Source organism: Mesorhizobium sp. B3-1-9, assembly GCF_006439595.1.
Classification (GTDB): Bacteria; Pseudomonadota; Alphaproteobacteria; order Rhizobiales; family Rhizobiaceae; genus Mesorhizobium.
In genome coordinates, this window is the sequence record NZ_VFTJ01000006.1 from 262,729 (window position 1) to 283,857 (window position 21,129).

General features: G+C 64.2%; 25 protein-coding genes and 2 tRNA genes. 10 read left to right on the forward strand and 17 right to left on the reverse strand.

The window, feature by feature from the left end; translation table 11 throughout:
* Positions 1–245 precede the first annotated feature (245 nt).
* Positions 246–920, forward strand: coding sequence for an alpha/beta hydrolase (locus FJW07_RS13885; protein ID WP_140647795.1), 675 nt, complete (start codon positions 246–248; stop codon positions 918–920).
* A 26-nt stretch (positions 921–946) separates the two neighbouring features.
* Here the strand turns inward: FJW07_RS13885 and FJW07_RS13890 are convergent, their stop codons facing one another.
* Positions 947–1,816 (reverse strand): phosphatase PAP2 family protein, encoded by an 870-nt coding sequence (locus FJW07_RS13890; protein ID WP_140857003.1) that lies wholly within the window; start codon positions 1,814–1,816, stop codon positions 947–949.
* A gap of 47 nt (positions 1,817–1,863) precedes the next feature.
* Positions 1,864–3,507, reverse strand: a complete 1,644-nt coding sequence (locus FJW07_RS13895; RefSeq protein WP_140857005.1) for a glycosyltransferase family 39 protein — start codon at positions 3,505–3,507, stop codon at positions 1,864–1,866.
* A 223-nt stretch (positions 3,508–3,730) separates the two neighbouring features.
* On the opposite strand from FJW07_RS13895, the gene tyrS reads away from it, so the two are divergent.
* Positions 3,731–4,984 (forward strand): tyrosine--tRNA ligase, encoded by a 1,254-nt coding sequence (tyrS, locus tag FJW07_RS13900; protein ID WP_140857007.1) that lies wholly within the window; start codon positions 3,731–3,733, stop codon positions 4,982–4,984.
* 11 nt (positions 4,985–4,995) lie between these two features.
* On the opposite strand, the gene FJW07_RS13905 is transcribed toward tyrS, so the two are convergent.
* Positions 4,996–8,424, reverse strand: a complete 3,429-nt coding sequence (locus FJW07_RS13905; protein ID WP_140783285.1) for a DUF3971 domain-containing protein — start codon at positions 8,422–8,424, stop codon at positions 4,996–4,998.
* Between the two features lie 95 nt (positions 8,425–8,519).
* On the opposite strand from FJW07_RS13905, the gene FJW07_RS13910 reads away from it, so the two are divergent.
* Together FJW07_RS13910 and FJW07_RS13915 are read left to right on the forward strand one after the other, a co-directional pair.
* The gene (locus FJW07_RS13910) at positions 8,520–8,987 is read left to right on the forward strand and encodes a peroxiredoxin (protein ID WP_140783284.1); all 468 of its coding nucleotides are present in this window, start codon (positions 8,520–8,522) and stop codon (positions 8,985–8,987) included.
* A 140-nt stretch (positions 8,988–9,127) separates the two neighbouring features.
* Positions 9,128–10,408 carry a M23 family metallopeptidase gene (locus tag FJW07_RS13915; RefSeq protein ID WP_140783283.1) on the forward strand — a complete coding sequence of 427 codons (1,281 nt, stop codon included), beginning with the start codon at positions 9,128–9,130 and terminating at the stop codon, positions 10,406–10,408.
* Between the two features lie 17 nt (positions 10,409–10,425).
* On the opposite strand, the gene FJW07_RS13920 is transcribed toward FJW07_RS13915, so the two are convergent.
* Complete coding sequence (locus FJW07_RS13920) at positions 10,426–11,652, reverse strand: amidohydrolase (protein WP_140783282.1); 1,227 nt, start codon at positions 11,650–11,652, stop codon at positions 10,426–10,428.
* The gene (locus tag FJW07_RS13925) at positions 11,639–12,817 is read right to left on the reverse strand and encodes a M24 family metallopeptidase (protein WP_140857009.1); all 1,179 of its coding nucleotides are present in this window, start codon (positions 12,815–12,817) and stop codon (positions 11,639–11,641) included. Before FJW07_RS13925 ends, FJW07_RS13920 begins: the two co-directional genes overlap by 14 nt.
* 377 nt (positions 12,818–13,194) lie before the next feature.
* Here FJW07_RS13925 and FJW07_RS13930 point away from each other — a divergent pair, with 377 nt between their 5' ends.
* The gene (locus tag FJW07_RS13930; protein WP_348639925.1) at positions 13,195–13,734 is read left to right on the forward strand and encodes a hypothetical protein; all 540 of its coding nucleotides are present in this window, start codon (positions 13,195–13,197) and stop codon (positions 13,732–13,734) included.
* Between the two features lie 80 nt (positions 13,735–13,814).
* Here FJW07_RS13930 and FJW07_RS13935 read toward each other — a convergent pair.
* Positions 13,815–13,890 (reverse strand) — tRNA-Val (locus tag FJW07_RS13935).
* A 218-nt stretch (positions 13,891–14,108) separates the two neighbouring features.
* Between FJW07_RS13935 and FJW07_RS13940 the strand changes: the two genes are divergently transcribed.
* A tRNA-Asp gene (locus tag FJW07_RS13940) sits at positions 14,109–14,185 on the forward strand.
* A gap of 45 nt (positions 14,186–14,230) precedes the next feature.
* Here FJW07_RS13940 and FJW07_RS13945 read toward each other — a convergent pair.
* The 11 genes from FJW07_RS13945 to FJW07_RS13985 all read right to left on the reverse strand — a co-directional run bounded on the left by FJW07_RS13945 (position 14,231) and on the right by FJW07_RS13985 (position 19,327).
* Positions 14,231–15,418 carry a hypothetical protein gene (locus FJW07_RS13945; protein ID WP_140857011.1) on the reverse strand — a complete coding sequence of 396 codons (1,188 nt, stop codon included), beginning with the start codon at positions 15,416–15,418 and terminating at the stop codon, positions 14,231–14,233.
* Positions 15,411–15,701 carry a hypothetical protein gene (locus FJW07_RS13950; protein WP_140711134.1) on the reverse strand — a complete coding sequence of 97 codons (291 nt, stop codon included), beginning with the start codon at positions 15,699–15,701 and terminating at the stop codon, positions 15,411–15,413. Before FJW07_RS13950 ends, FJW07_RS13945 begins: the two co-directional genes overlap by 8 nt.
* Positions 15,698–16,060 (reverse strand): DUF4326 domain-containing protein, encoded by a 363-nt coding sequence (locus FJW07_RS13955; protein ID WP_140857013.1) that lies wholly within the window; start codon positions 16,058–16,060, stop codon positions 15,698–15,700. Before FJW07_RS13955 ends, FJW07_RS13950 begins: the two co-directional genes overlap by 4 nt.
* Positions 16,061–16,153: 93 nt before the next feature.
* Positions 16,154–16,303 carry a hypothetical protein gene (locus tag FJW07_RS31720; protein WP_181182623.1) on the reverse strand — a complete coding sequence of 50 codons (150 nt, stop codon included), beginning with the start codon at positions 16,301–16,303 and terminating at the stop codon, positions 16,154–16,156.
* Positions 16,303–17,235 carry a phage Gp37/Gp68 family protein gene (locus FJW07_RS13960; protein WP_140857015.1) on the reverse strand — a complete coding sequence of 311 codons (933 nt, stop codon included), beginning with the start codon at positions 17,233–17,235 and terminating at the stop codon, positions 16,303–16,305. The genes FJW07_RS31720 and FJW07_RS13960 overlap by 1 nt, the downstream gene beginning before the upstream one ends.
* Positions 17,228–17,377, reverse strand: coding sequence for a hypothetical protein (locus FJW07_RS31725; RefSeq protein WP_181182624.1), 150 nt, complete (start codon positions 17,375–17,377; stop codon positions 17,228–17,230). Before FJW07_RS31725 ends, FJW07_RS13960 begins: the two co-directional genes overlap by 8 nt.
* A complete protein-coding gene (locus tag FJW07_RS13965; protein WP_140857017.1) occupies positions 17,377–17,679 on the reverse strand; it encodes a hypothetical protein in 303 nt (100 codons plus the stop codon). Before FJW07_RS13965 ends, FJW07_RS31725 begins: the two co-directional genes overlap by 1 nt.
* Complete coding sequence (locus FJW07_RS13970) at positions 17,676–17,915, reverse strand: hypothetical protein (RefSeq protein ID WP_140857019.1); 240 nt, start codon at positions 17,913–17,915, stop codon at positions 17,676–17,678. Before FJW07_RS13970 ends, FJW07_RS13965 begins: the two co-directional genes overlap by 4 nt.
* Before the next feature lie 5 nt (positions 17,916–17,920).
* Entirely contained in the window at positions 17,921–18,154 is a 234-nt protein-coding gene (locus FJW07_RS13975) for a hypothetical protein (protein ID WP_140857021.1), read from the reverse strand.
* An 83-nt stretch (positions 18,155–18,237) separates the two neighbouring features.
* Positions 18,238–18,519, reverse strand: coding sequence for a hypothetical protein (locus FJW07_RS13980; RefSeq protein WP_140711127.1), 282 nt, complete (start codon positions 18,517–18,519; stop codon positions 18,238–18,240).
* A gap of 352 nt (positions 18,520–18,871) precedes the next feature.
* The gene (locus FJW07_RS13985) at positions 18,872–19,327 is read right to left on the reverse strand and encodes a helix-turn-helix transcriptional regulator (protein ID WP_140857023.1); all 456 of its coding nucleotides are present in this window, start codon (positions 19,325–19,327) and stop codon (positions 18,872–18,874) included.
* 77 nt (positions 19,328–19,404) lie between these two features.
* Between FJW07_RS13985 and FJW07_RS13990 the strand changes: the two genes are divergently transcribed.
* The 4 genes from FJW07_RS13990 to FJW07_RS14005 all read left to right on the forward strand — a co-directional run bounded on the left by FJW07_RS13990 (position 19,405) and on the right by FJW07_RS14005 (position 21,065).
* Complete coding sequence (locus FJW07_RS13990) at positions 19,405–19,596, forward strand: Cro/CI family transcriptional regulator (protein ID WP_140857025.1); 192 nt, start codon at positions 19,405–19,407, stop codon at positions 19,594–19,596.
* Positions 19,593–20,015 (forward strand): hypothetical protein, encoded by a 423-nt coding sequence (locus FJW07_RS13995; protein ID WP_140857027.1) that lies wholly within the window; start codon positions 19,593–19,595, stop codon positions 20,013–20,015. The genes FJW07_RS13990 and FJW07_RS13995 overlap by 4 nt, the downstream gene beginning before the upstream one ends.
* Before the next feature lie 130 nt (positions 20,016–20,145).
* Positions 20,146–20,622, forward strand: a complete 477-nt coding sequence (locus tag FJW07_RS14000; RefSeq protein ID WP_140857029.1) for a phage regulatory CII family protein — start codon at positions 20,146–20,148, stop codon at positions 20,620–20,622.
* On the forward strand, positions 20,622–21,065 hold the full coding sequence (locus FJW07_RS14005) for a hypothetical protein (RefSeq protein WP_140857030.1): 444 nt from the start codon (positions 20,622–20,624) through the stop codon (positions 21,063–21,065). The genes FJW07_RS14000 and FJW07_RS14005 overlap by 1 nt, the downstream gene beginning before the upstream one ends.
* Positions 21,066–21,129 lie beyond the last annotated feature (64 nt).

Below are 21,129 nucleotides of genomic sequence, written 5' to 3' on the forward strand. Positions count from 1 at the left end.
CCTTCCGCCAACTATCCCGCGAGGATAGCGCGTTATTTCCTTGAAATTGCAAGGCAAGCCGTCCTATTTACCCGGCTTGCCGCGCGGGCGGCCGAACCATCGGGTTTCGGCCTCCCAGTTTTGAACAATTCTAAACTAGCTTCTAGGAAGACGCTCGCCCGGCGTCAAGGCCACAGAAGGTGTGGGGCCTGGTTGGGCCAGAAGAGTTCCGGGCTAGCGCATTCATATGCCACGTGGAGTATTTTATGCCTGAGGTCATTTTCGCCGGTCCGGCCGGTCGCCTGGAGGGACGCTATCAGCCCTCGAAGGAAAAGAGCGCCCCGATCGCCATCGTGCTTCACCCCCACCCGCAATTCGGCGGCACGATGAACAACAAGATCGTCTACGACCTCTTCTACATGTTCCAGAAGCGCGATTTCACCACGCTGCGCTTCAATTTCCGCGGCATCGGCCGCAGCCAGGGCGAGTTCGACCATGGCACCGGCGAATTGTCGGACGCGGCCGCAGCCCTCGACTGGGTGCAGTCGCTGCATCCGGATTCCAAGAGCTGCTGGGTCGCTGGCTATTCGTTCGGCTCGTGGATCGGCATGCAGCTTTTGATGCGCCGGCCGGAGATCGAAGGTTTCATCTCGGTCGCGCCGCAGCCCAACACTTATGATTTCTCGTTCCTGGCTCCCTGCCCGTCGTCCGGCCTCATCATCCATGGCGATGCCGACAAGGTGGCGCCGCCGAAGGACGTGCAGGGGCTGGTCGACAAGTTGCACACCCAGAAGGGTATCACCATCACGCAGAAGACGATTCCTGGCGCCAACCACTTCTTCGCCAACGATTCCGAACTGCTCATCCACGAATGTGCCGACTATCTCGACCGGCGACTGGCGGGCGAGCTGGCCGATCCGAGGCCGAAGCGCCTGCGCTAGGCACGCTGGCTGCCCAATCCGGGCGCCTAATGGGTCTGCGTTTGGTCGACGCTTATCTGGCCGTCCTCAGCCGGGCCGGCCATCGAAACCCTGCCTCTTGGCGCGTTGGACGGCTTCAGCCGAAATGTGCGCTTGCGAACGGGCAGCTTCGAGTTCGTCTGGCCGAAGATGAAGCCGAGCCGGGCGAACACCAGCCCCGAGACCACTGCAAACGCCAGCCCGAGGCCAAAGCCCGCAACCGTGTCGCTTGGATAGTGCGCGCCGACGAAGACGCGTGTCGAGGCGATGCAGGCCGTGACCGCCAGCGCGATAGTCCAGCGCCGCGGGAACAGCAGCAACAGGATGCCGAACACCGCGCCCATCGTCGTGGCATGGCCGGAGGGAAAACCGGCAAAGCGCGCGTCCATGGCGAAAGGATGCAGCGACAGCACGCCGAAGCTGTCGAAGTAAAGCGGCCGGGCCCGGCCGATGCTGTATTTCAGCACGTTGACGGCAAGGCCGGACAGGCCGACCGCGCAAAGCACCAGGAAGGCGAAACACGTCCAGTTATAGACAAGCATCCGCCCGTCCCTGGACAGGCGACGCCAGTCCGTCAGGTTGGCGGCGACGAGGCAGAGCGCTGCCGGAATGAGATACCAGCCGCCCAGGCCGAATTGCGTGAAGAAATCGGTGAAGCGCGCGAAGCCGGGCGACCATTCGCCGCGCATCTCGCCGGCGTTGGCGTCAAGGCGCAGGAAAGCCGCCACGATGAGCAGCAGCCAGGCCAGCAGCCAGACACCCCACAAAATTCGCGGATAACGCGCCGGGCGCACGGCAAAGCGCCGCCTCACGATCGACATCGTGTCGCGGAAATTGCCGAGCGAGCGGCGGTAAAGGGCAAGGGGCGCGGCGGACATGGCTTTAGCGCGTGCTCATAGGGACATTCGATATCCGACGCTATTGTTCACGGCGCCACCCGATAAAGCCCCAGCGACAGTCTGTCTCCTGACGAATAGTTGATGCCGACGATCTCGGTCAGCCGCTTCGCCGACTTGCCCTGGGCGGTCAGCACATCGGCAAGCTTCTGCTCGTCCTTGATCGGCGCCAGCCCAAGCGCGCAGGACGGATCGGCCAGCAGATGCCGCGCCACGCCCTCGACGTCGGTCAGCACCGTCTTGGTGCCGACCAGGAAGACCAGGCTCGGCTCCTGGAACTTCGCCGAGGCAAGCACGGTGGTGTCGCAAAGGCGGTTGGTGTCGACGGCGGCCCTGACGGCGGGGCTGAGCCAGATCGGCGTCAGCGACGGCGCGATGACGCCGAACAGCAGACTGAAAGTGATGCCGGCGCCAACCGCGATCGCGGCGATGCGCGAAAGCGGCACCTGCAATTGCCGCGGGAAGGCAAGATAGCCGGTGACCAGAGCGGCGATCGCCGCCGGAATGCTCCACCAGGAGAAGGTCTTGGCCAGATAGAGCGGCGCGCCGACGCAGACCACGGCCAAGCCGATCGCGACAACGGCAAGGCCGAAGGCGGTCGCCCACCAAAGCCATGTCTGCCAGCGCTTGAGCGGCGCGTTGGCCTGGTCCGCCGGCAAGGTGAGCAGCCAGCCGATCAAAAGCGCCATGCCTGGATAGGCCGGCATCACATAGTGCGGCAGCTTGGTCGGGATCGCCTCGAACACCAGCCAGAACGGAATGTACCAGGCGAGGCAGAAGCGCAGGCGCGGATCGTCCCAAAAACGGTTGATGGCCTGCAGCCCGGCGCCGACCGCGATCAGCCCGAAGGGCCACATGAACAGCGAATAGGTCAGCATGTAGAAGCCGGGCGGCAGGCCGTGCGATTCCTCGCCTTGCGCCACCTTGTTCAGCATGTCCTTGCCGACCGCTTCCTGGAAGAAGGCACCGCCGCTCTTCCAGCTGATGAGGACGATCCATGGCAGCACGATCACGAGCACGATCAGGACGCCGCGCACCAGCTTCATCTTGAGCAGCCAGCGCCAGTCGCGGTCGAAGGCAATGAGCGCCGCGGCCGTGAGCAGGGATAGCAGTGGTGAGACAGGTCCCTTGATGAGGATGCCCAACCCCTGCGCGATCCAGAAGATCCAGGGCAGATGCCCGGGTACCGGCTCGTTGCGCTTTGCCACCCAATAGACCTGTGCCAGCGCGCCTTGCGCCGCCACGCAACAGGCGAGCAGCATCGCGTCGGTCTTGGCGTCGCGCCCCTCGAAGGCGGTGGCGAAGATCGCCGCCATCATCAGGCCGGCGGCCAGCCCGGCATTGGCGCCGAAGAGTTTTGTCCCGGTCCAACCGACGCCGACGACGGCCAGCGCGATGCCCAGCATCGAGACCAGGCGATAGACCCAGATCGGCGCCGCGGCCCCCTCGCCGCTCAGCGCGACCGCCGCCGACTGCAGCCAATAGATGCCGATCGGCTTCTTGTAGCGCGTGACATCCTGCAGGCGGATATCGACATAGTCGCCCGTCTCGACCATCTGCTTGGTCGCCTGGACGAAGCGGGATTCATCGCGGTCCACCGGCGGCAGGCTGGCCAGCCCACTGACGGTCATGACGATGCTGAACAGAAAGAGGAAGAGGTAGTTCCTGTTCATCGCGGGAGCTTTTCCGATCTGAAACTGCGGGATGGCCCCGTCGCGGCGCGCTTGTTTTGCGCGGCGCTTCATTACGCCAGCAAAAAGGGTGAAGCAAGGACGGCGCCGCCGCGCTCGATCGGACGCAAAACCGGATTCCACTTTTGCTGTCCGCGGTTGGATGCTAAACGCGCGCCTTCATATCAAGCATGGCCAAGCGCCCGGCGATCTCCAGGAAGAAAAAATGTCCGCCTTCAAATCCGATTTCCTGCGCATCATGAGCGAGCGCGGCTTCATCCACCAGATTTCGGATGAATCCGCCCTCGACCAGCTTTTCGCCAAGGAAACGGTGAGCGCCTATATCGGCTTCGACGCCACCGCCAAAAGCCTGCATGCCGGGTCGCTGATCCAGATCATGATGCTGCACTGGCTGCAGCAGACTGGCCACCGGCCGATCGCGCTGATGGGCGGCGGCACCTCGATGATCGGCGACCCGTCCTTCAAGGACGAGGCGCGCAAGCTTTTGACCCCGCAGGACATCGATGACAACCTCGTCGGCATCCGTCGCAATTTCGCGCCTTACCTGAAGTTCGGCAACGGCCCGGGCGACGCGGTCATGGTCAACAATGCCGACTGGCTGATGCAGATCAACTACGTCAACTTCCTGCGCGATGTCGGCCGACATTTTTCCGTCAACCGCATGCTCGCCTTCGATAGCGTAAAACTCAGGCTCGACCGCGAGCAGTCGCTGTCCTTCCTCGAATTCAACTACATGATCCTGCAGGCCTACGACTTCGTCGAGCTCTACAAGCGCGTCGGCTGCCGGCTGCAGATGGGCGGCTCGGACCAGTGGGGCAACATCGTCAACGGCATCGATCTCGGCCACCGGATGGAGGGTGTGCAACTCTTCGCAATGACCACCCCGCTGCTCACCACCTCGTCCGGCGCCAAGATGGGCAAGTCGGCTTCCGGTGCGATCTGGCTCGATGGCGACATGCTGAGCCCCTACGAGTTCTGGCAGTACTGGCGCAACACCGAGGACGCCGATGTCGGGCGCTTCCTGAAGCTCTACACCACGCTGCCCCTGGACGAGGTGGCGCGGCTGGCGAAGCTCGGCGGCTCGGAGATCAACGAGGCGAAGAAAATCCTCGCCACCGAGATCACCGCCATGCTGCACGGCCGCGACGCGGCCGAGACCGCGAGCGAGACGGCGCGCAAGACCTTCGAGGAAGGCGCGCTCGCCGACACGCTGCCCAGCGTCGAGGTAGCCAAATCGGACCTCGAAGCCGGGATTGGCATCCTGGCGCTGTTCGTGAGCGCCGGGCTGGCCGGCTCGAACGGCGAAGCGCGCAGGCATATCCAGGGCGGCGCCGTGCGCATCAACGACCAGGTCCTGACCGACGACCGGCACGTCGTCACGCTTCAGGATCTCGGTCCGGAAGGTGTCGTGAAGCTTTCGCTCGGCAAGAAGAAGCACGTGCTGGTGCGGCCGGTCTGACCGGCCGCACCTTACTGCGCATTTTGGGATGGCTGTTGTTGCCTGTACTCGAAGATCGAGCGGAATATGCCTGGCGCCACCACCGATAGCGGGTTGATGTTGAGCGTCGGCTTGTTGGCGTTGCCGCGCAGCCGATAGGTGACACCGATCAGGCCGCGGTCGCGCCCGTTGCCGAGCAGCGGCCCGAACAGCGGCAATTCGCCGAAGATGCGGTTGAGGCCATAGACCGGCATGAAGGTGCCGGTCATGTCCATGTTGTTATTCGGGTCGTAGAGCGTGCCCTGGAAGGTCGTGCCGATGCGCGGGCCGCGCAGCAGGCCGTTCGCCAGTTTCAGATAGCCGGAACCCTTGTCGATCTCGGCAAAGCCGCGCTCGAACTGCACCCTCGATGTATCGATGTTGCCTTTGACGGCTTCGTTCAGGCTGCGTGTATCGCCGGCCGGCGTTGTCGACACGATCGAAGCCAGCTTGGGCTCGTTGACCACATAGAAATTGCTGGCATCCACCTGCCCCTTCATCGGCCCGTCGCCGGCGCCCGAGAGCGACAGCGTGATCGCGCCGCCTTCCATATGCTCGTAAACGTTGAGGAACCGCAGGATCGCGCCGGCATCGGCCGACTTGACCCGAAGCGAGCGGCCGCCCTCGCTGGTGGTGTTGTTGATCGCGATCGCGGCGCCGGAGCTTGCCGCGGCCGTGACGTTGAGCCCGTTCACGCGCGATCCAGCAGCGCTGTATTCGAGCTTGAGGTTGGAGAGCACCTCGTCATGGAAACCGGTCAGCGATGCCACATCGGCGCTCACCGAGATCGCACCGTTGCCGGCGCCCTTCGTGGCGGTATCGACATCCGAGGTGAACTGCTTGATCAGTGAGCGGGCGTCGAGCGACGCGCCGCTGACATCGACAGCGTAGCTCTTGCCGGAACGCTTGACCGAAACGGCAACGTCGTCGCCTCTGTTCAACGCGACTTTGCTGAAGCGGGCCGCGGACAGCGAGCCGTTGACCAGCGTCACATTGCCATCGATCGAGAAGCTTTTTCCGCCGAGATCGAAATCCGTCAATGTGGTGGTGCTGCCGGACTTCGCCATGTCGAAAGCGACCTTGGCGGGAATGCCGGCGCCCTTGCTCCAGCCTGCCCAGGGAATGTCGAGCCTGGCGTTGGTCAGGTCCGCCGAAACCTGCTGGGCGCCCTCGCCGCTCTTGTCGATCGCCACCTTGATGGTTCCCGAAAGCAGGTCCGACAGGCCGGGCATGCTGGCGTTGCGCGTCTTGTCGTCGAGGACCAGTGTAACCTTGCGTCTTCGCGCCGGCCCGTCGTCGGCAAGCGGCTCGATCAGATCGAGTTCGGCCGGAATGCCGTTGAGCTTGGCCTCGGCGGAAATCACCGCCTGCTTTGGCCCGACGGTGATTGAGCCATCGGCCTCGGTCACCGTCTGATCCTCGAACGGCTTCGCCAGCGACAGGTTTTGATAGTAGAGCGAAACCAGCCAATCGAGCGTCGAGGTGTCCATGCCCCTAGTCAGGGGAATGTCCGCCCTGACGTGGCCGGTGAGGGTGCCGGACAGGTCTTCCGGCGCCAGTCCGACATGGCGCATGGCATTGATCGGCTCGTAGGAGGCGAGCTCGGCGATCGCCGGCGCCTCACCCGCGACGTCGATGTCGAGCTTGCCGACCACAATCGGCAGGTTCGCGTTCTTGATCGTCAACGTGCCGCCGCTTGCCGCCACGGTGCGGCCGCTCGGCATATAGACGCTGCCCGAGGAGAGCGTGATGTCGACATCGTTGCCGTGGAACGCAACGACGCCGGCGGCGTCGCGGACCGGCGGAATGCGCCCGGCGGTATCGAAGCGCGATCCCTCGATCTGGAAACGGCCGAACACTTCGTCGCCGGTAAGCGGCACGCCGTTGCCCAGGCGCCCCGGCACGACCTGGAACTGCAGATTGGCGTCGGTCACCGTGCCGCCGAACAGATTCCCCAACACCCAAAGCCGCGCATTGCGGGCCGAGAACCACGGCCATAATTGCTTGACATGCGAGACCGGCATGTCGTGCACGTTGAGCGACAGCGATACGCCTGGCGGGCCGTTGTCGATGAAGGCGACAGTGGCCGCGCCCAGCACCTCGCCCGATCCGCCGGAGCGCACGCCGATCTGCTCGGCGACGAGCTTGCGGCTCTTTGGCTGGTAGACTCCGGCGATACGGGCCAGGAACTGAAGCGCCGGTTCCGGCGATTCCGAAGGCGCCAGCGTCGAACCGTCGCTGGTGAGGTCATAGCGGTAGGCGGGCTCCTCCCCCGCCACTGCCGGCTTCGGCCCGATCGATCCGGCGAGGTCGAAGCTGGAGCGGCCGCTCCTGATCCGCAGCCGGTCGACCGAGATCTTGTTCGAACCGGCCACCAGCGTGGCATCGGCATCGACATCGGTCGGCAACAGCCCGCGTTCGTCCAGGTCGAGCACCGAACCGTCGAGCGAGAGCGAAGCCGCCAGGCGCGATGGGCTGTCGCCCGACGCTTCCGAGCCGGAAAGCTTCAACGCGATCGAACCCAGTCTGGCGCCATCGGCCGCCGGGGCGACCTCGGTCGAACTGCCCTCGGCGGGGGCGCCTTCTATCTCGAGGTTGGCGTCCAGCGACGAAATGCTCCTTGCCGTCGCATCACGCGTCGCCGAGGCGGTCAAGGTCGCGCGCCGGCCATCGACAACGGCATCATAGGAGGCCTGCATGCTTCCCGTACCGGTCTGAGCGACGGTCGCCGAGGCGACGGTCACGCGCTTGACCGGCCCGGTGTCCGGCAGTTCGAACTCGACATTGCGCAGATCGATCTGGCGCATGGAGTCCTCGCGCACCGCATCCAGCGCGTCATTGACGCCTGAAAACACCGCCGCCGACACTTTCTCCGGGTCGACAAGGCCGTCCTCGTTGCGCAGCGCCGCCGTCCAGTCGCCGCCGCCGGAGGGCATGGCGGCCACCACGATGCGGGCGTCGGAAAATCTGGCGCTGGTCAGCCTGACATCGCCGGAAAGCAGCGGCAGCAGGCGCATGCCGAAACGCACGCGCCCGATATCGGCCATCGGCTTGCCGTCGGCCGTCTTCAGGCTGACATCGTTCACCTGCAGGGCGACGAAGCTCGACCCGTCGAGCGTCAGCCGCGCCGCGCCGACGGTGACGTGGACATCGACGCCGGCCAGCTTCTCGATGGCGGTCTCCGCCTCGGTCCGGAGGCGCTCCGTGCCGATACCGGAGGCGCCGAGGACATAGACGCCCGCCGCCGCCAGAAGCACGAGCGCGCAAAGTCCGGCAAACATCCGGCCGAGGGTGCGGAAACGCCGCCGCACCGCTGCCCGGCCGAGCGGCGGCACGCTGCACGCGGACGGAAGCCTCGCCAGGTCGGTGATCTCGTCACGCCTGAACCTGATCTTCTCGTGCTGCGGTTCTTCCTGATCCAAGCAATATTCCGTTGTGACGAACTCGTCGTGGACGAATCCCCGCTTCACGTTATATCGATGATTTCCCGCGCGTAACCGCAAACAAGGGCATCGATATGGCTGATCTCGACGTGGGCGACGCAGCACCCCAATTCGATCTTCCGCGTGACGGCGGCGGCTCTTTCAGCCTCGCCGCGCTCCGGGGTAAGCCGGTTGTACTCTACTTCTATCCGCAGGACGACACCACAGGTTGCACCGCCGAGGCTATCAGCTTCTCGCAGTTGAAGCCGGAGTTCGAGAAGGCTGGCGCCGTGGTGATCGGGCTGTCTCCCGATAGCGTGAAGAAACACGACAAATTCAAGGCGAAGTACGATCTCACCATCGATCTCATCGCCGACGAGGAGCGCAAAGTGATCGAGGCCTATCAGTTGTGGGTCGAGAAGACGATGTACGGGCGCAAATATATGGGTGTCGAGCGCGCCACCTTCCTGATCGGCAAGGATGGGCGGATCGCCCGCGTCTGGCGCAAGGTTCGCGTCAAAGGCCACGCCGAAGAGGTGCTTGAGGCCGCCCGCGCGCTCTGAGCCGCCGACACGTCTTATCACAACCTCGCACTCGCGATGCGGGCAAAGATTGCGCCGAGATCCCGGCCGGCAAAACTTTGTTAACCCTAATAATGTGTAATCAGGCTTGTCGTTGGTCCCGTAACGAAAGCTTGGTCCCCGTGAAACCAACCCGTCAGTCAGCTGTCTTCGGCAGGCGTAAGGAACCGCACACGGTCATCATCGCCCGGGGCAACGAGATAAGGCATTTCACCATCCGCCCCTGGCTCGCCGCGTTCATCGGCTCGGCCCTGGCGGCGATCGCCATCGGCTATTTGCTCGCGACTTCCTATCTGGTGCTGCGCGACGACCTGATCGGCGCCACGACGGCAAGACAGGCGCGCATGCAGCAGGCCTATGAGGACCGCATCTCGGCCCTTCGCGCCCAGGTCGACCGCATCACCAGCCGCCAGCTTCTCGATCAGCAGCTGATGGAGACCAAGGTCAGCGAGTTGCTGGCCAGGCAGACCCAGCTCAGCGAGCGGCACGGACGGCTTGGGCCGATCCTCGAGCGCGCCGAGAACGAGGTCGGCGACGTTCCCGCGACGAGCGCAGCGGCGCCTAAGCCGGACGCAAATCCAGAGGTCACCGGCAGCCTTTCGCAGGCGCCGACCTATTCCGTCGCATCCTTGAGCGCCGGCGACACCAGGCCCTTCTCGCTCTGGTCGACAAGATCCGACCCGCTTGACAGCGAAACGGCCGCCGACCGCGCCGACAAGCTGTTCGTCTCGATCAATACTTCGCTGAAGGCCATCGAGAACCAGCAGCTTTCGCGCATCACCACGCTTGCCGACAACGCCTACAAGAATGCCGACGCCATCGCCCAGGCGCTGGAAGCGGCGGGCCTGCCGGTCGACAGCGAGTTCGGCAAGAGCGACGTCGGCGGCCCACTGGTTCCGATTGATCCCTCGATGGTTTTCGACAGCAAGGTCAAGGAACTGGACGAGGCACTCGATGCGCTCGACGGGGTCAAGAAGGAGGCGCGCAAGCTGCCGCTCGCCAACCCCGCTCCGGGCCATACGGTGACCAGCCCGTTCGGTGTGCGCACCGACCCGATCCTCGGCACCGCCGCCTTGCATACGGGAATGGATTTCAGGGCGCCGATCGGCATGCCGGCCAAGGTCACGGCCGCCGGCACCGTCACCAGGGCCGGCTGGGCCGGCGGCTACGGCCGCATGGTCGAGGTCGACCACGGCAACGGCTTTGCCACACGTTACGGGCATTTGAGCGAGATCGATGTGAGTATCGGCCAGAAACTCGCCGCCGGGGAGGTCATCGGCAAGACCGGCAGCAGCGGCCGTTCGACCGGGCCGCACCTCCACTACGAAGTGCGTCACGACGGCGAGGCGGTCGACCCGCTGCGCTTCCTGACTGTCGGCAAGAAGGTCGCGCAGTACCTCTAACAGATTGGCGGTCCTCGCTAGACGCCAGGATTCTCCTGCCCGGCCAGGTACATCGTTGCCGCGGAAACCAACGTAAGGACGCCATTCTTCAACGCGGCATCGTCGACGCGAAACCTGGAATGGTGAAGCGGATAGACCGATCCGACCTCCTCGTTGCGGATGCCGAGCCGGAAATAGACCGCCGGACGCTTCTCGCTGTAGTAGCCGAAGTCATCGGCGATGCTCCAGCCGGGCATGGTGAGGACATTGTCCGCGCCGATGCTGGCCTGCGCGCTGGCAAGGATCAGTTCGGCCATTTCCGCATCGTTGACGACGCCGGGTTCGCCGCGATGGATGTCGACCTTCACCTTGGCGCCATGGCTGACCGCTACGCCCTCCAGCACCTCGCGAAGCCGGCGCCAGGCGCGCTCGCGGGTGGCATCATTGCCGCTGCGTATTGTGCCTTTCAACGCGACCTTGCCGGCGGTGACATTGTAGGCATTGCCGCCATTGATGGCGGTCACCGAAATGACCAGCGGATCATAGGGATCGGTCTCGCGCGAAACGATCTTCTGCAATTCGCTCACCATGGAGCAGGCGACAGTCAGCGCGTCGACACCTTCATAGGGTTTAGCCGCATGCGCCGCCGAGCCGGTGACCAGCACGTCGAACGTGTCGCATGCCAGAGTGTACGGCCCGGAGCCGACGGCGACCTTGCCGGAAAGCGTGTACGGATCGACGTGGACGCAGATCGCCGCGTCGACGTCGTCGAGAAGTCCCTCCTCCACCACCCGCTTGCCTCCTGACGGCTCGTCTTCCTCGGCCGGCTGGAAGATGAGCCGAACAGTCCCGCCGAAACTTTCGCGTGAGCGATGCAGATGCGCTGCCACCGCAAAGCCCATCGCGGCATGGGCGTCGTGGCCGCAGGCATGCATCACGCCTGAATTTTCCGACGCATAATCGACGCCGGATTCCTCTTCGATCGGCAAGGCGTCTATATCGGCGCGGATGGCGAGCTTGCGGTTGGACGGCCGGCCGGTGCCGACGATATCGACTGCAAGCCCATAGCCGGCAACGTCGCGAATCTCGGCGATGCCTTCGCTCTCGAGCATCTCCCGCAAATAGCGTTGCGTGCCCGCCTCGCGGTTTGAAAGCTCCGGGTAACGATGCAAGTGACGGCGGATCTCGATCATCCGATCGAGAATTCCGGCATCGATGTCGGCCGCGGGATCGCTCGCGCCGGCCGGTCGGTCAGGCTTTGACATGGATATCCCGCGGGAACTTCGTCAGCGTCTCGTTGCCGGTATCGGTCACCAGAATGGTCTCGCTGATCTCGATGCCCCAGCCGTCCATCCACATGCCCAGGATGGAGTGTACGACATTGCCGGGTTGGAGCACCGTCTTGTCGCCGGGTCTCAGGCTGATCGTATGCTCGCCCCAATCCGGCGGATAGGCAACGCCGATGGAGTAGCCGATGCGCGACTCCTTCTTCAGCCCGTGGCGCTGGATGACCTTGCGCCACGCAGCTTCGACCGCTTCGGCGGCCGTGCCCGGCCGGACCGTATCGAGCACCGCATCCATGCCCTCGATCACAGCCTTCGCCGTGTCCGCGACGCGGGTCGGCGTCTTGCCGAGCTGCATCGTCCTGGCGAGCCCGGCGGCATAGCGGCGGCAGACGCCGGCTAGCTCAAGCGCGATCGTTTCGTCCTTTCCGAACCGCCGGTCGCTCCACATGATGTGCGGCGCGGAAGCGTTTTCGCCGCCGAGGATCGTCGGCGGCAGCGCCGTGATGTCGCCGGCGAAATCGGGACTTCCGGCAATCTGCGCCGCCTGGATGGAAGCAATCGCATCGCATTCGCGCACACCCGGCGCAATGACTTCGTAGGCCCGCGCGACCGCCGCCTCGGCCAGCCTCGATGCCTTGCGCAGATAAGCGATTTCCGGCGCCGATTTCACCGCGCGGATCCAGTTCACGAGCAGGTCGGCGTCGTGCCATTTCGCATTGGGCAACCCAGCGACGAGCCGCGCATGAGCCTTCGGTGAAAAATAATAGGCTTCGAGCTCGATGCCGATGTCTCGGCTGCCCCAGCCCTTGGCGACGATCCACGCCGAGATCCAGTCCATGGGATGCCGATCGGCGCGCTGGACATGGTCCTCCGGAAATCCGACCACGTTTTCCGGCTTCATCCAGGCCGTCAGCAAGCCGCCGGCGGCATCCATGGCGCGGCCGATCCAGACAGGCTCGGCGTCCTCGATCGGAACAAGCACCACCTGCGGCGTGTAGAACGACCAGCCGTCATAGCCGGTGATGTAATGCTGGTTGGCCACGTCGTTGACGATCAGGAGTTCGATGCCGCGCTTTGCCATCTCGGCGCGGATTCTTGCGAGCCGCTGCTGATACTCTTCGCGGGCAAAAGGCAGTTCAATCATCTTTTCTCCTCACCGGATCGATCTGGTCGGGGACGAGCCGCGGCTTCCCCTGCCGCCCACCATCGCGGTGGTTTTGACGGTCGGCAATCGGCCAGGCCAATGCATAGGCAGGGCCTGTCCCGATGATTGCCCCCCGCTCCTGGCCGGTAAGGTCGTGGCACCCTGATCCTGACACGGCAGCGACTTGTCAACAGCTCCCGGCCGTTGGCTTGAGTGCCGAACGCGACCGAAGCCCAAAGCTCGATGTCGGCTATGGCGGCCGGCAGACGGCCGTCAAAGTGCTTGCCTGACAGCTCCCGACAGCAATCAGGCATTCATCGCGCATTTAGTCGGTCTGCGATAGGATGCCTGCGTACAACCAAACCGGGAGACAATTCGTGTTAAAAACTTTTCACGTCTCGATCCGAACGATGCTGGCCTTCATGTGTCTGGCCGGGCTGGTCGCCGCGGCGTCCGCCCTTTTCCCCACCTCGGCCTCGGCGCAGCAGCTGCGGCGATGCGCCGATGAAGGCGGCATATGCCGCTTGCCCTATCCCACGGAGGTCGTTTACGGCGCACGGGGTCGAACAACCTCGCGGTTTTTCGATCGTCAGTCCGTGCCCTGCTCGAATCGCCTTTTTGGCGACCCCGCTCCCGGCCGCGACAAGGCCTGCTATTTCGTGGCGCGCGGCGGCGGTTATGGCGATGACAACAATTACGGGGACAATGATTACGGCTCACGCCCGGACCGCGGCGAATGGGTAGCCTGCGCCAGGGAGGGCGAGTTCTGCGGTTTCCGCGGCCGCGCGATGGTCAGATACGGCGCACGTGGCCAATACACGCAGAATGTTTTCAGAAACGGCGTCCGCTGCGGCAACAACGCTTTCGGCGATGATCCCGCGCCGGGCGCCCACAAGCGCTGCTACGTGAGGCAATAGCGGCCTGAACCCGGCTCTCGACAAGGTGGCGGCCCGGCAAGGGCCGCTGCCGCATTCTGCGTTCTGCTTGTCCGGCGGACTGGTGGGCGATGACGGGCTCGAACCGCCGACATCTTCGGTGTAAACGAAGCGCTCTACCAACTGAGCTAATCGCCCGCTTGAGCGCGGACCTTTAAGCAGTTAGGGCCGTATTCGCAAGGCCAAATGAACGGACGGCGTGCGCCCTGCAGTGCGGATTTTCCCAGGCTCAATGGCGCTGTCAAAAAACCTTCTCCTGATTGCTATAATGCTTGAATACCGCGCTTGACACCCGCAGGCGAACCCCTTATCCAGCGCCCCAACGACGAACACGGCTGACACGTGCTCGTCAGTGCGCGGGTGTAGCTCAGTCGGTTAGAGTGCCGGCCTGTCACGCCGGAGGTCGCGGGTTCGAGCCCCGTCACTCGCGCCAGTCTTTTCAAGGGCTTAGGCCCTGCCCTCCAAAAAGTTTCAACTTTCATTTTCCGGAGAGTTTCAACTTTTTGTATTCGTTGCGTTCTTCGGCCAGCGCCTTGCGGCCGGCGCGACGCGACTGGTCGGCCGCGCGAACCGCGGCCAGGTTGACCGGCATATAGGTCTTCTGCAGCGCCTTGTTCTCGTCGATCGAGTTGCCCATCTTGGCGGCGATGGCCTCGACGGAGGCACCGCCGGCATTGGCCTCGACCGCGCCGGAACGCCGCATGTCCATCAGGCGGCGCTTTTCGTTCTCCCCGAACACCAACCTGCGGACGTCGGCGAAATCGTCGACAAGGCTGTCCTTCGTATAGGGCACGCCGGCGCGCGGCCGGCCTCCCTTCGGACCGGGCGCGAAGCCGCGCGAGCGGAAGATCGGCGCATCGTCGAGCAAGGCGACGCCGAGCTGCTCGACATAGGCGAGCACCAGGCGCTGCGTGCGCCGCGACAGCGTGCCGAAGGCGCTCTCGCCGCTCTTGGTGCGCGCGATCAAAAAACCCCATTCCTCCGCCGTCTGCATCGCCTGCGCCGGCGTCAGCGTGCGCACGTCGACCGGCGAGAAGCTGGTGTCCCAGGCCACGGCGATGATGCAGGCAAGGCCCTTGAAGCCGGCGCGCCAGGCGCCCTTCACCAGCCGCACGACCTCGCCGGCTGTCCAAATCTGGTTGCGGGCATTGGGCGTCTTGCGGCGGATCGCCAGCGACGGATCCGCCTTCGGCGCGCAGAGCTTCATGCCGGCCATGACATTGTAGAGCGCGCGCCACGTCTTCATGGCGCGGTAGGCGGTGTCGACGCCCTTGGCGCGCAGCAGGCGCGCATACCAGTCATCGAGCAGCTCGAGGGTGATGTCTCGCGGCGGCAGGTCGGCGAAGTACGGCTCGATGAAAGCCCAGCCCCGCTCCCAGTCCTCGCGTGTGCGCGGCGGCCGGCTCTTCCAGGCCTCCATGCGCCGGTAGCGCGCGAAGGCGTCGCCAATGGAATCCTTCGGCCAAGCGTCGAGCCGCGGCGGCTCCCTGCCCTTCCTGAAAGCCTGCCAGCGATCTTCCCATTCTTTTGCTATCGCCCATGCGTCGGGACCGTCCAGCCCGCAGGGAATGCATTCGAAGCCGGCTTTCATCATCTTCGGCGTCGGAAGCCAATAGCCGTATTTGCCCTTGCGGATGACGTAGTGCTTCAGCTTGATCTTAACCAAGGGTCGCCAGCCTCGCCTTTGCGATTTCGGCGCTAGACTGCGCGGTCGCGGGCTGCCCGGCAAGACCCGAGCGCCTGTCCTGCCAGGCGTCGATCGCCACCATGTCATAATTGCCGGTGATCGGACAGGCTTTCGGGAACCCCTGCAGCTGCAGCGCCGGCAGCAGCTCGAGGAATTCAGGCAGCGTCAGGTGCAGATAGCGCGCCGCCTTGGCCGGCGGCACCAGGCGCGGCTGCACGGGAAAGCGGACGGATGACGGCTGCGGCGCGTGAGCGTGGGTCACGGCTTGACCTCGCGATTGGCGATCGTGAGCAGAACATCCGCGTGACAGGGCGCGCCTGGCTTGCACCAGCAGGCGAGGTTTTTGCCGCGCAGCTCGCCGGCATTCTCGGCGACGAAGCGGCGCGTACGTTCCAGCGCCTCGACGTCGGGATCGGCGCCGACGCGCATCAGTCCGGCGAGCAGCGCCTTGTGAAGATCGACGCAATAGGCCGCATCGCCGTGCTTGCCGACGATGAATGGATTTCCCCATGGGCCCGGCCGGCCAACATGCACGGCCGGCAGTCCATTGGTCGCAAGCGATAGGGCCTGCAGGTCAAAGCCCTTGGCACGGGAGAGACGAAGGCGGACTGGCTTGGTCATGGCGTATGTCGATGCTTTGCCAGCTGCCGCACAGCGCGATGAAGGTGGCATGCCCATGCCCCTGTTCCTTTCCAGTACACGGCCATCGGGCCCTCATTCGCCGACGACCTTGGCGATCACAAAACCTTCGCTGCGCGCGTCGGACACCATCACGTCGAATTCGTCGGCCTGATAGGTGCGGCGCTGGGCGGCGCCGCATTCGCAGACGATCTGCTGAAGGCCGGCGTGTTTTTCGATGGCCATTAGCGCGCCTCCGGCATGCCGTCGTGCTCGATGCCGTCGAGCAGGCGGCCGGCGGCTTTCTTGCCGAGATGCTCGATGAATTCAGCCCCGGCTTCGGGATAGAGCTCTGCGCGGTGCGGCACGTGGGGATGTGCGGCAAGGCAGCGCCAGCCGGACCGGGGATTGCCTGCCGCTTTCTCCGGTGTTGACGGTGCCCACGCGCCCCATTGCTTGAAGAAAAAAGCTGTGCCAGCGCTGGCGCAATGGTCACGGATCCAGCGAGGCCACCGCGGATGCATTGGTCTGGCTTGATGACCGCTTTCGCCACCGACGATGATCTGGTCGAGCTTGGCGCAAGGCTCGGTCGCACTGTGAACGCCTTCTGGGGCATCGTGATACTTGAAGCCGCGCAGTGCGTCGATGAAGTAGTGGCCAGTGCAGATGCTGGTGAAATCGATCGGCCCGAGCAGCGGTTCGGCGGAGACGAAGCGGATGGCGGCGGGCGTCGACGGCGCAACCTTCGATACGCGCCGGCTGACGCCGCCGCCTCTGTTGTCGCAATACTCCCGCATGCGCCTGGCGCGCTTGGTCAGCACCTGGAATGTGTGATGCGGCGCCCGCGCCATCACGGCGAACACGCGGTCGATCCATGCGTCGGGCACGTCCTCGTGGAAAAGATCGCCCATGGAGTTGACGAAGATTCGGCGCGGCTCTTTCCAGCGCAGCGGCTGGGTCAGGATCCGCCCGGGCGCCAGCGCCAGCTTGCCGGTCCAGACGGCATTGCCGTTCACCTTCTTCGTGGTTCCGGCATAGTGTGGTGCGCCGCCCATCGCCTCGATGCGCGCCGCCATCCTCATGGCGTAGCAATTAGTGCAGCCCGGCGACAGGATCGAGCAGCCGACGATCGGGTTCCAGGTGGCATCGGTCCATTCGATGGGCGATTTGTCAGCCACGGTTCACATCCTTCGCGATCTTGATCTTGGTGACGATGCCGATGTGGCCGGCCTTGGCGGCCTTGCTGGCGGCGTCCTTCGGCGTCTCGGCATCGACGATGAGGCGCTTGCCGTCGGCGTAGTGAATGCGGAAGCTGGTCATCAGCGCAGCTCCGCATAGAGCAGGCCGATGGCGGCGACGGCGATCATCAAGCCGATCAGGATGCGGCGGGCGATCGGCGATTCCGCCGGCCGGTCGATGCAGTCCTCGCCGCACATGCATTCGGGGAAATTGCTGCAGCGGATGACGGTTCCGGCATCCGCCGGCGCGAGGGTGTAGCCCGTGGGCAGGTCGACGTGGCGCATGCCGGAAGACAGCATCGAAAAGACCCGGTCCTCTGGTGGGGGCGGCGGTGGCGGCGCCGCGAAATGCGATTCCGGATTGTAGAATTTCCGCTCGTTCATGGCAGCAGCCAGCCGAGCGCGAAGAAGGGCGTGGCGAAGGCGATCAGGCAGGCGAAGGCGAGGCCTGCCGGGCCGTCACCGCCGATCGCGGCGATAACCTCGGCCGGATCGGTGGCGCGCTGCAGGTCGGCCAGGATTTCGGACGGACGGCGCTGGGCCATGAGCTGGCGCGAAATCCATGCCGTGTGCTCCGGCGATTTCGCGGCCTCGGCGATGAGAAGATCGGCGTTGGTCATGGCCGTCACGCCACCCGGCGGACGGCGCGCGACTTCGCCAGGTCGGCAGCGTCGGCGCCGTGTTCCTTGATCTGGGCACGGGTGAAGCCGGAGTGCTCGGCCAGGCTGTCGGCCGTGACGGCGACGCCGTTCATGCCCATCTGCAGCATCTTGTCGGCCATCCGCTCGACGATGCTGCGCTCGACCAGAGCCGGGCCTTTGCGGGCGGGCATGGTTTCGTGAAGTCCGTAGGTGATCATGGGAATGCCTCCATCGCGGAAATGCGAGTGGCGGCAAACTTAAGTGTGGCTTAATTTTAAGTCAAGCTGAATATCAGTGTCACTTAAGTTTCGGGCGGTCGCCGCTTGGAACTCGGCTTGGCGGCGACAATGGCGAGCGCTGCTTCGGCGAGTTCCATCAGCTTTTCGCGCTGGTTGTCGTCGACCGCGACAAGGAAGGGCCGGAAGATTTCAGCCAGGCGAACGGCCGGGTCGAGACTGAAGGATCTCTCCAGCCGCTCGATGATCTCACGGTTGAGGCTGTTGCGTCCGCGTGCGGCTTCGAGCTGCGCCTTCAGGGCCGGCGGAATGCGGAGATGGAAACTTGGCGGCTCGGGCTGTGGCATCCCCGACTTATGGCCGAAAGCCGATGGTGCCGAAATGGTTCCAGAATGTTCAAATCCGGCACTACCTGTCCCCGCTATCCACAGGGCATTATTACAGGTTGAAACATTCTGTTAATCCGCTGCCAATGCATGTAATCGTACCAAATTGAGACAGGGGGTGTTCCTGCAACGTTCTTGACAGGCCAGAAGGAAATTGTTCCTATTCTGGATACCGCTCCGGGTGGGAATAGAGAAATGATCCAATATAGTCCGCGTGAAAAGACGCGGAGCGAGGAAACCTTACAGCAGCTCTTGAACCTTGGCTGGCCCTTGGACCCGGCGAAGACAATCCAGAAGGATGCCGCCTCGATCGCTAACGCGATGCGCTCGATTCACGGCGGGGATTGGCGAATTCAGATTGATCATCAGGGCGGGTTTGTGATGATCGTCCGGCATTAGCCTGACGGAACCCTTCGATTACCGAAAGCAGCACCGCGACGTTGTCAGGCAGCAAGCCATCGATCCGTTCCAGGCAGGATCGTATCTCGTTCGGCTGCCGGATCGGTCCGGTAGATGCCTCCGCAGCATCTGGCCCCCACAACAGAAGATCGCCCGGCCGGCAATCCAGCGCCTGGGCGAGCGCGGTCAGCGTCGAATCGGTGAAACCCTGCTTCCCGTTCTCAAGTTGCGAGATGGAGGAGGCCGTCAGCCCGATCATATCCGCCAGAGCCTCCTGATTGAGGCCGCGGTGCTTGCGCCATTCCTTGAAAAAATAGGTCTGCTGCACCTGCGCTGCGGGATTCTTCGCCATACTGAATGTATCGCTCATAGCTTAAATTCTCTCCATTCGGCCCGACTGAAAAAATAAGCTTGACTGAAATTCAGTGGGGCTTAAGTTGGCGCGCCATGGAAACGCTTCTGATTTGGCTCGACGAAGAACGTGGCCGGCGCCTATCGCTCGCCTCCCATCTTGGCATCTCGCCTTCCGCGATCTCGATGTGGAAGCAGGTCCCTGTCGAGCGCGTCACCAGGATCGAGCAGTTCACGGGCATTTCGCGCGGCGTCTTGCGGCCCGACATATACGGGGTCGCCGCATGAGCGCGCTCGCCTCCGCCGATTTCGAAGATCGTCTCGTTCCGCGCATGGTTCCCCAAGAGCCTGACCGCGCGGTTGCTGCCGCGCCGGCCGGAAGTTCCTCCCCGGTCGGCGCGGCTTTTTCACATTTCACACAAACCTGTGGCGATGCCCCGCAACAGGCGACGACCGCGCCGGGTGACGTCACCCCCGCATCCGGCGCGGTCCACCTCTCCGAAGCCTCGCGCTTCATCCTGTCGCTGATCGCCGCCCATGAAGGCCGGAGCGAACGCGACACGCTCGCCTGGATCATTGCCGAAGCCGGCAAGGCGATCGGCATTCCGGCGCTGCTTTCGCGCGGCGCCGAAGACATTGGAGATATCGCCGACCTGCCGGGCCATGCCCGAAAGGCGGCAAACCGATTCCGGAGCGGCGGACCATGAAGACATCGACTTGCGGGCCTCCTGTGAACTGACGCCCGCAACCTGAACCTTTCACATCAGTCCCGCCACGGGATTTTTCCCCGGTTTGTCCCGGGGCGGGATTTCTTTTGCCTTACGAGGAACATCGCCAATGACGACAGCTCGCGTGCTTCGCATCAAGTCGGCGCAAAATCAGCTCATCGCGGCCTGCGGCGGCCTCGACGATTCCGCCGACATCAGCCATTTCGGTCGCAGCACGGTCGGCCGATGGGCCGATCTCGGCGACCCGACGCTGATGCCGCTCGGTGCGCTGCTCGCGCTCGAGGCGCATTGCGGTCATCCGATCGTGACGGCTGCGCTGGCGGAAGTGAACAATCGGCGCTTGGCCGAACCGGAAGCGGAAGCCGTCAGCCAAGGCAACGTCATGGCGCGCCATGCCGACGCCATCATCCACGCCGGCGAGCTGATGGCCGCCGGCGCCGCCGCCTTCGCCGACGGAAAGGTGACGCCGAACGAAGCCGTCACCATCGATCGTGCCGCGGCACAGCTTGAGCGCGGCCTTTCCGAATACCGCAAGGCGCTCGCCGGCGTCCGCGCGGCCGGCGGCCTGAAAGTGGTGGGCGAGTGATGGGCGGCAATCTCTCCATGCCCGATCCGGTCGCTCGCCCGGATGCGTTCTACCGCTTCTCGGTCAAATGCGACCGGGCGATGAATGCGCGCCTCGAGACTGCTGCCCGCGAAGCCGGCGTCACCGTCACGACCTTCGTGCAGCGACATTTCGAGACGATCCTCGACGAGCCGGCCGACGGCACGGGGTTTTCGCCGGATGTCTTCGCCAGGAAGCACGGTATCTCGGTCCAGGCGGCGCGCATGTGGAGCGTCATGCGCAAGCAGGCGGACCCGGTCGGTGACGTGACCGGCGCTCTTCGCGATTTTGCCACCGCGGCCAGGATCGGCGCCGGCCAGGGTGGCGAATGCCTGTCCGAACTCGTCATTGCGAACCTGGCACGCATCATCGCGCGGCCCGGCCCAGGGCGCGTCGGCACCTTTCGGATTTCGAAGGTGGCGTGATGAGCGACGAATACGACCCCTACTCGCCGCGTCGCCGCGCGAAGAAAGACGGCAAGCCGAAGGG

Excerpts from the sequence above, each read along its gene's own strand:
- FJW07_RS13975 (WP_140857021.1), bottom strand. The coding sequence starts at position 18,154 with ATGATCACCTACGGACTTCACGAAACCATGCCCGCCCGCAAAGGCCCG.
- FJW07_RS13955 (WP_140857013.1), bottom strand. The coding sequence starts at position 16,060 with ATGACCAAGCCAGTCCGCCTTCGTCTCTCCCGTGCCAAGGGCTTTGAC.
- FJW07_RS13890 (WP_140857003.1), bottom strand. The coding sequence starts at position 1,816 with ATGTCCGCCGCGCCCCTTGCCCTTTACCGCCGCTCGCTCGGCAATTTC.
- FJW07_RS13910 (WP_140783284.1), top strand. The coding sequence starts at position 8,520 with ATGGCTGATCTCGACGTGGGCGACGCAGCACCCCAATTCGATCTTCCG.
- FJW07_RS13965 (WP_140857017.1), bottom strand. The coding sequence starts at position 17,679 with ATGAACGAGCGGAAATTCTACAATCCGGAATCGCATTTCGCGGCGCCG.
- FJW07_RS13990 (WP_140857025.1), top strand. The coding sequence starts at position 19,405 with ATGGAAACGCTTCTGATTTGGCTCGACGAAGAACGTGGCCGGCGCCTA.
- FJW07_RS31720 (WP_181182623.1), bottom strand. The coding sequence starts at position 16,303 with ATGGCCATCGAAAAACACGCCGGCCTTCAGCAGATCGTCTGCGAATGC.
- FJW07_RS13925 (WP_140857009.1), bottom strand. The coding sequence starts at position 12,817 with ATGATTGAACTGCCTTTTGCCCGCGAAGAGTATCAGCAGCGGCTCGCA.
- FJW07_RS13985 (WP_140857023.1), bottom strand. The coding sequence starts at position 19,327 with ATGAGCGATACATTCAGTATGGCGAAGAATCCCGCAGCGCAGGTGCAG.
- tyrS (WP_140857007.1), top strand. The coding sequence starts at position 3,731 with ATGTCCGCCTTCAAATCCGATTTCCTGCGCATCATGAGCGAGCGCGGC.
- FJW07_RS13885 (WP_140647795.1), top strand. The coding sequence starts at position 246 with ATGCCTGAGGTCATTTTCGCCGGTCCGGCCGGTCGCCTGGAGGGACGC.
- FJW07_RS13970 (WP_140857019.1), bottom strand. The coding sequence starts at position 17,915 with ATGACCAACGCCGATCTTCTCATCGCCGAGGCCGCGAAATCGCCGGAG.
- FJW07_RS13920 (WP_140783282.1), bottom strand. The coding sequence starts at position 11,652 with ATGTCAAAGCCTGACCGACCGGCCGGCGCGAGCGATCCCGCGGCCGAC.
- FJW07_RS13895 (WP_140857005.1), bottom strand. The coding sequence starts at position 3,507 with ATGAACAGGAACTACCTCTTCCTCTTTCTGTTCAGCATCGTCATGACC.
- FJW07_RS14000 (WP_140857029.1), top strand. The coding sequence starts at position 20,146 with ATGACGACAGCTCGCGTGCTTCGCATCAAGTCGGCGCAAAATCAGCTC.
- FJW07_RS13995 (WP_140857027.1), top strand. The coding sequence starts at position 19,593 with ATGAGCGCGCTCGCCTCCGCCGATTTCGAAGATCGTCTCGTTCCGCGC.
- FJW07_RS14005 (WP_140857030.1), top strand. The coding sequence starts at position 20,622 with ATGGGCGGCAATCTCTCCATGCCCGATCCGGTCGCTCGCCCGGATGCG.
- FJW07_RS31725 (WP_181182624.1), bottom strand. The coding sequence starts at position 17,377 with ATGACCAGCTTCCGCATTCACTACGCCGACGGCAAGCGCCTCATCGTC.
- FJW07_RS13980 (WP_140711127.1), bottom strand. The coding sequence starts at position 18,519 with ATGCCACAGCCCGAGCCGCCAAGTTTCCATCTCCGCATTCCGCCGGCC.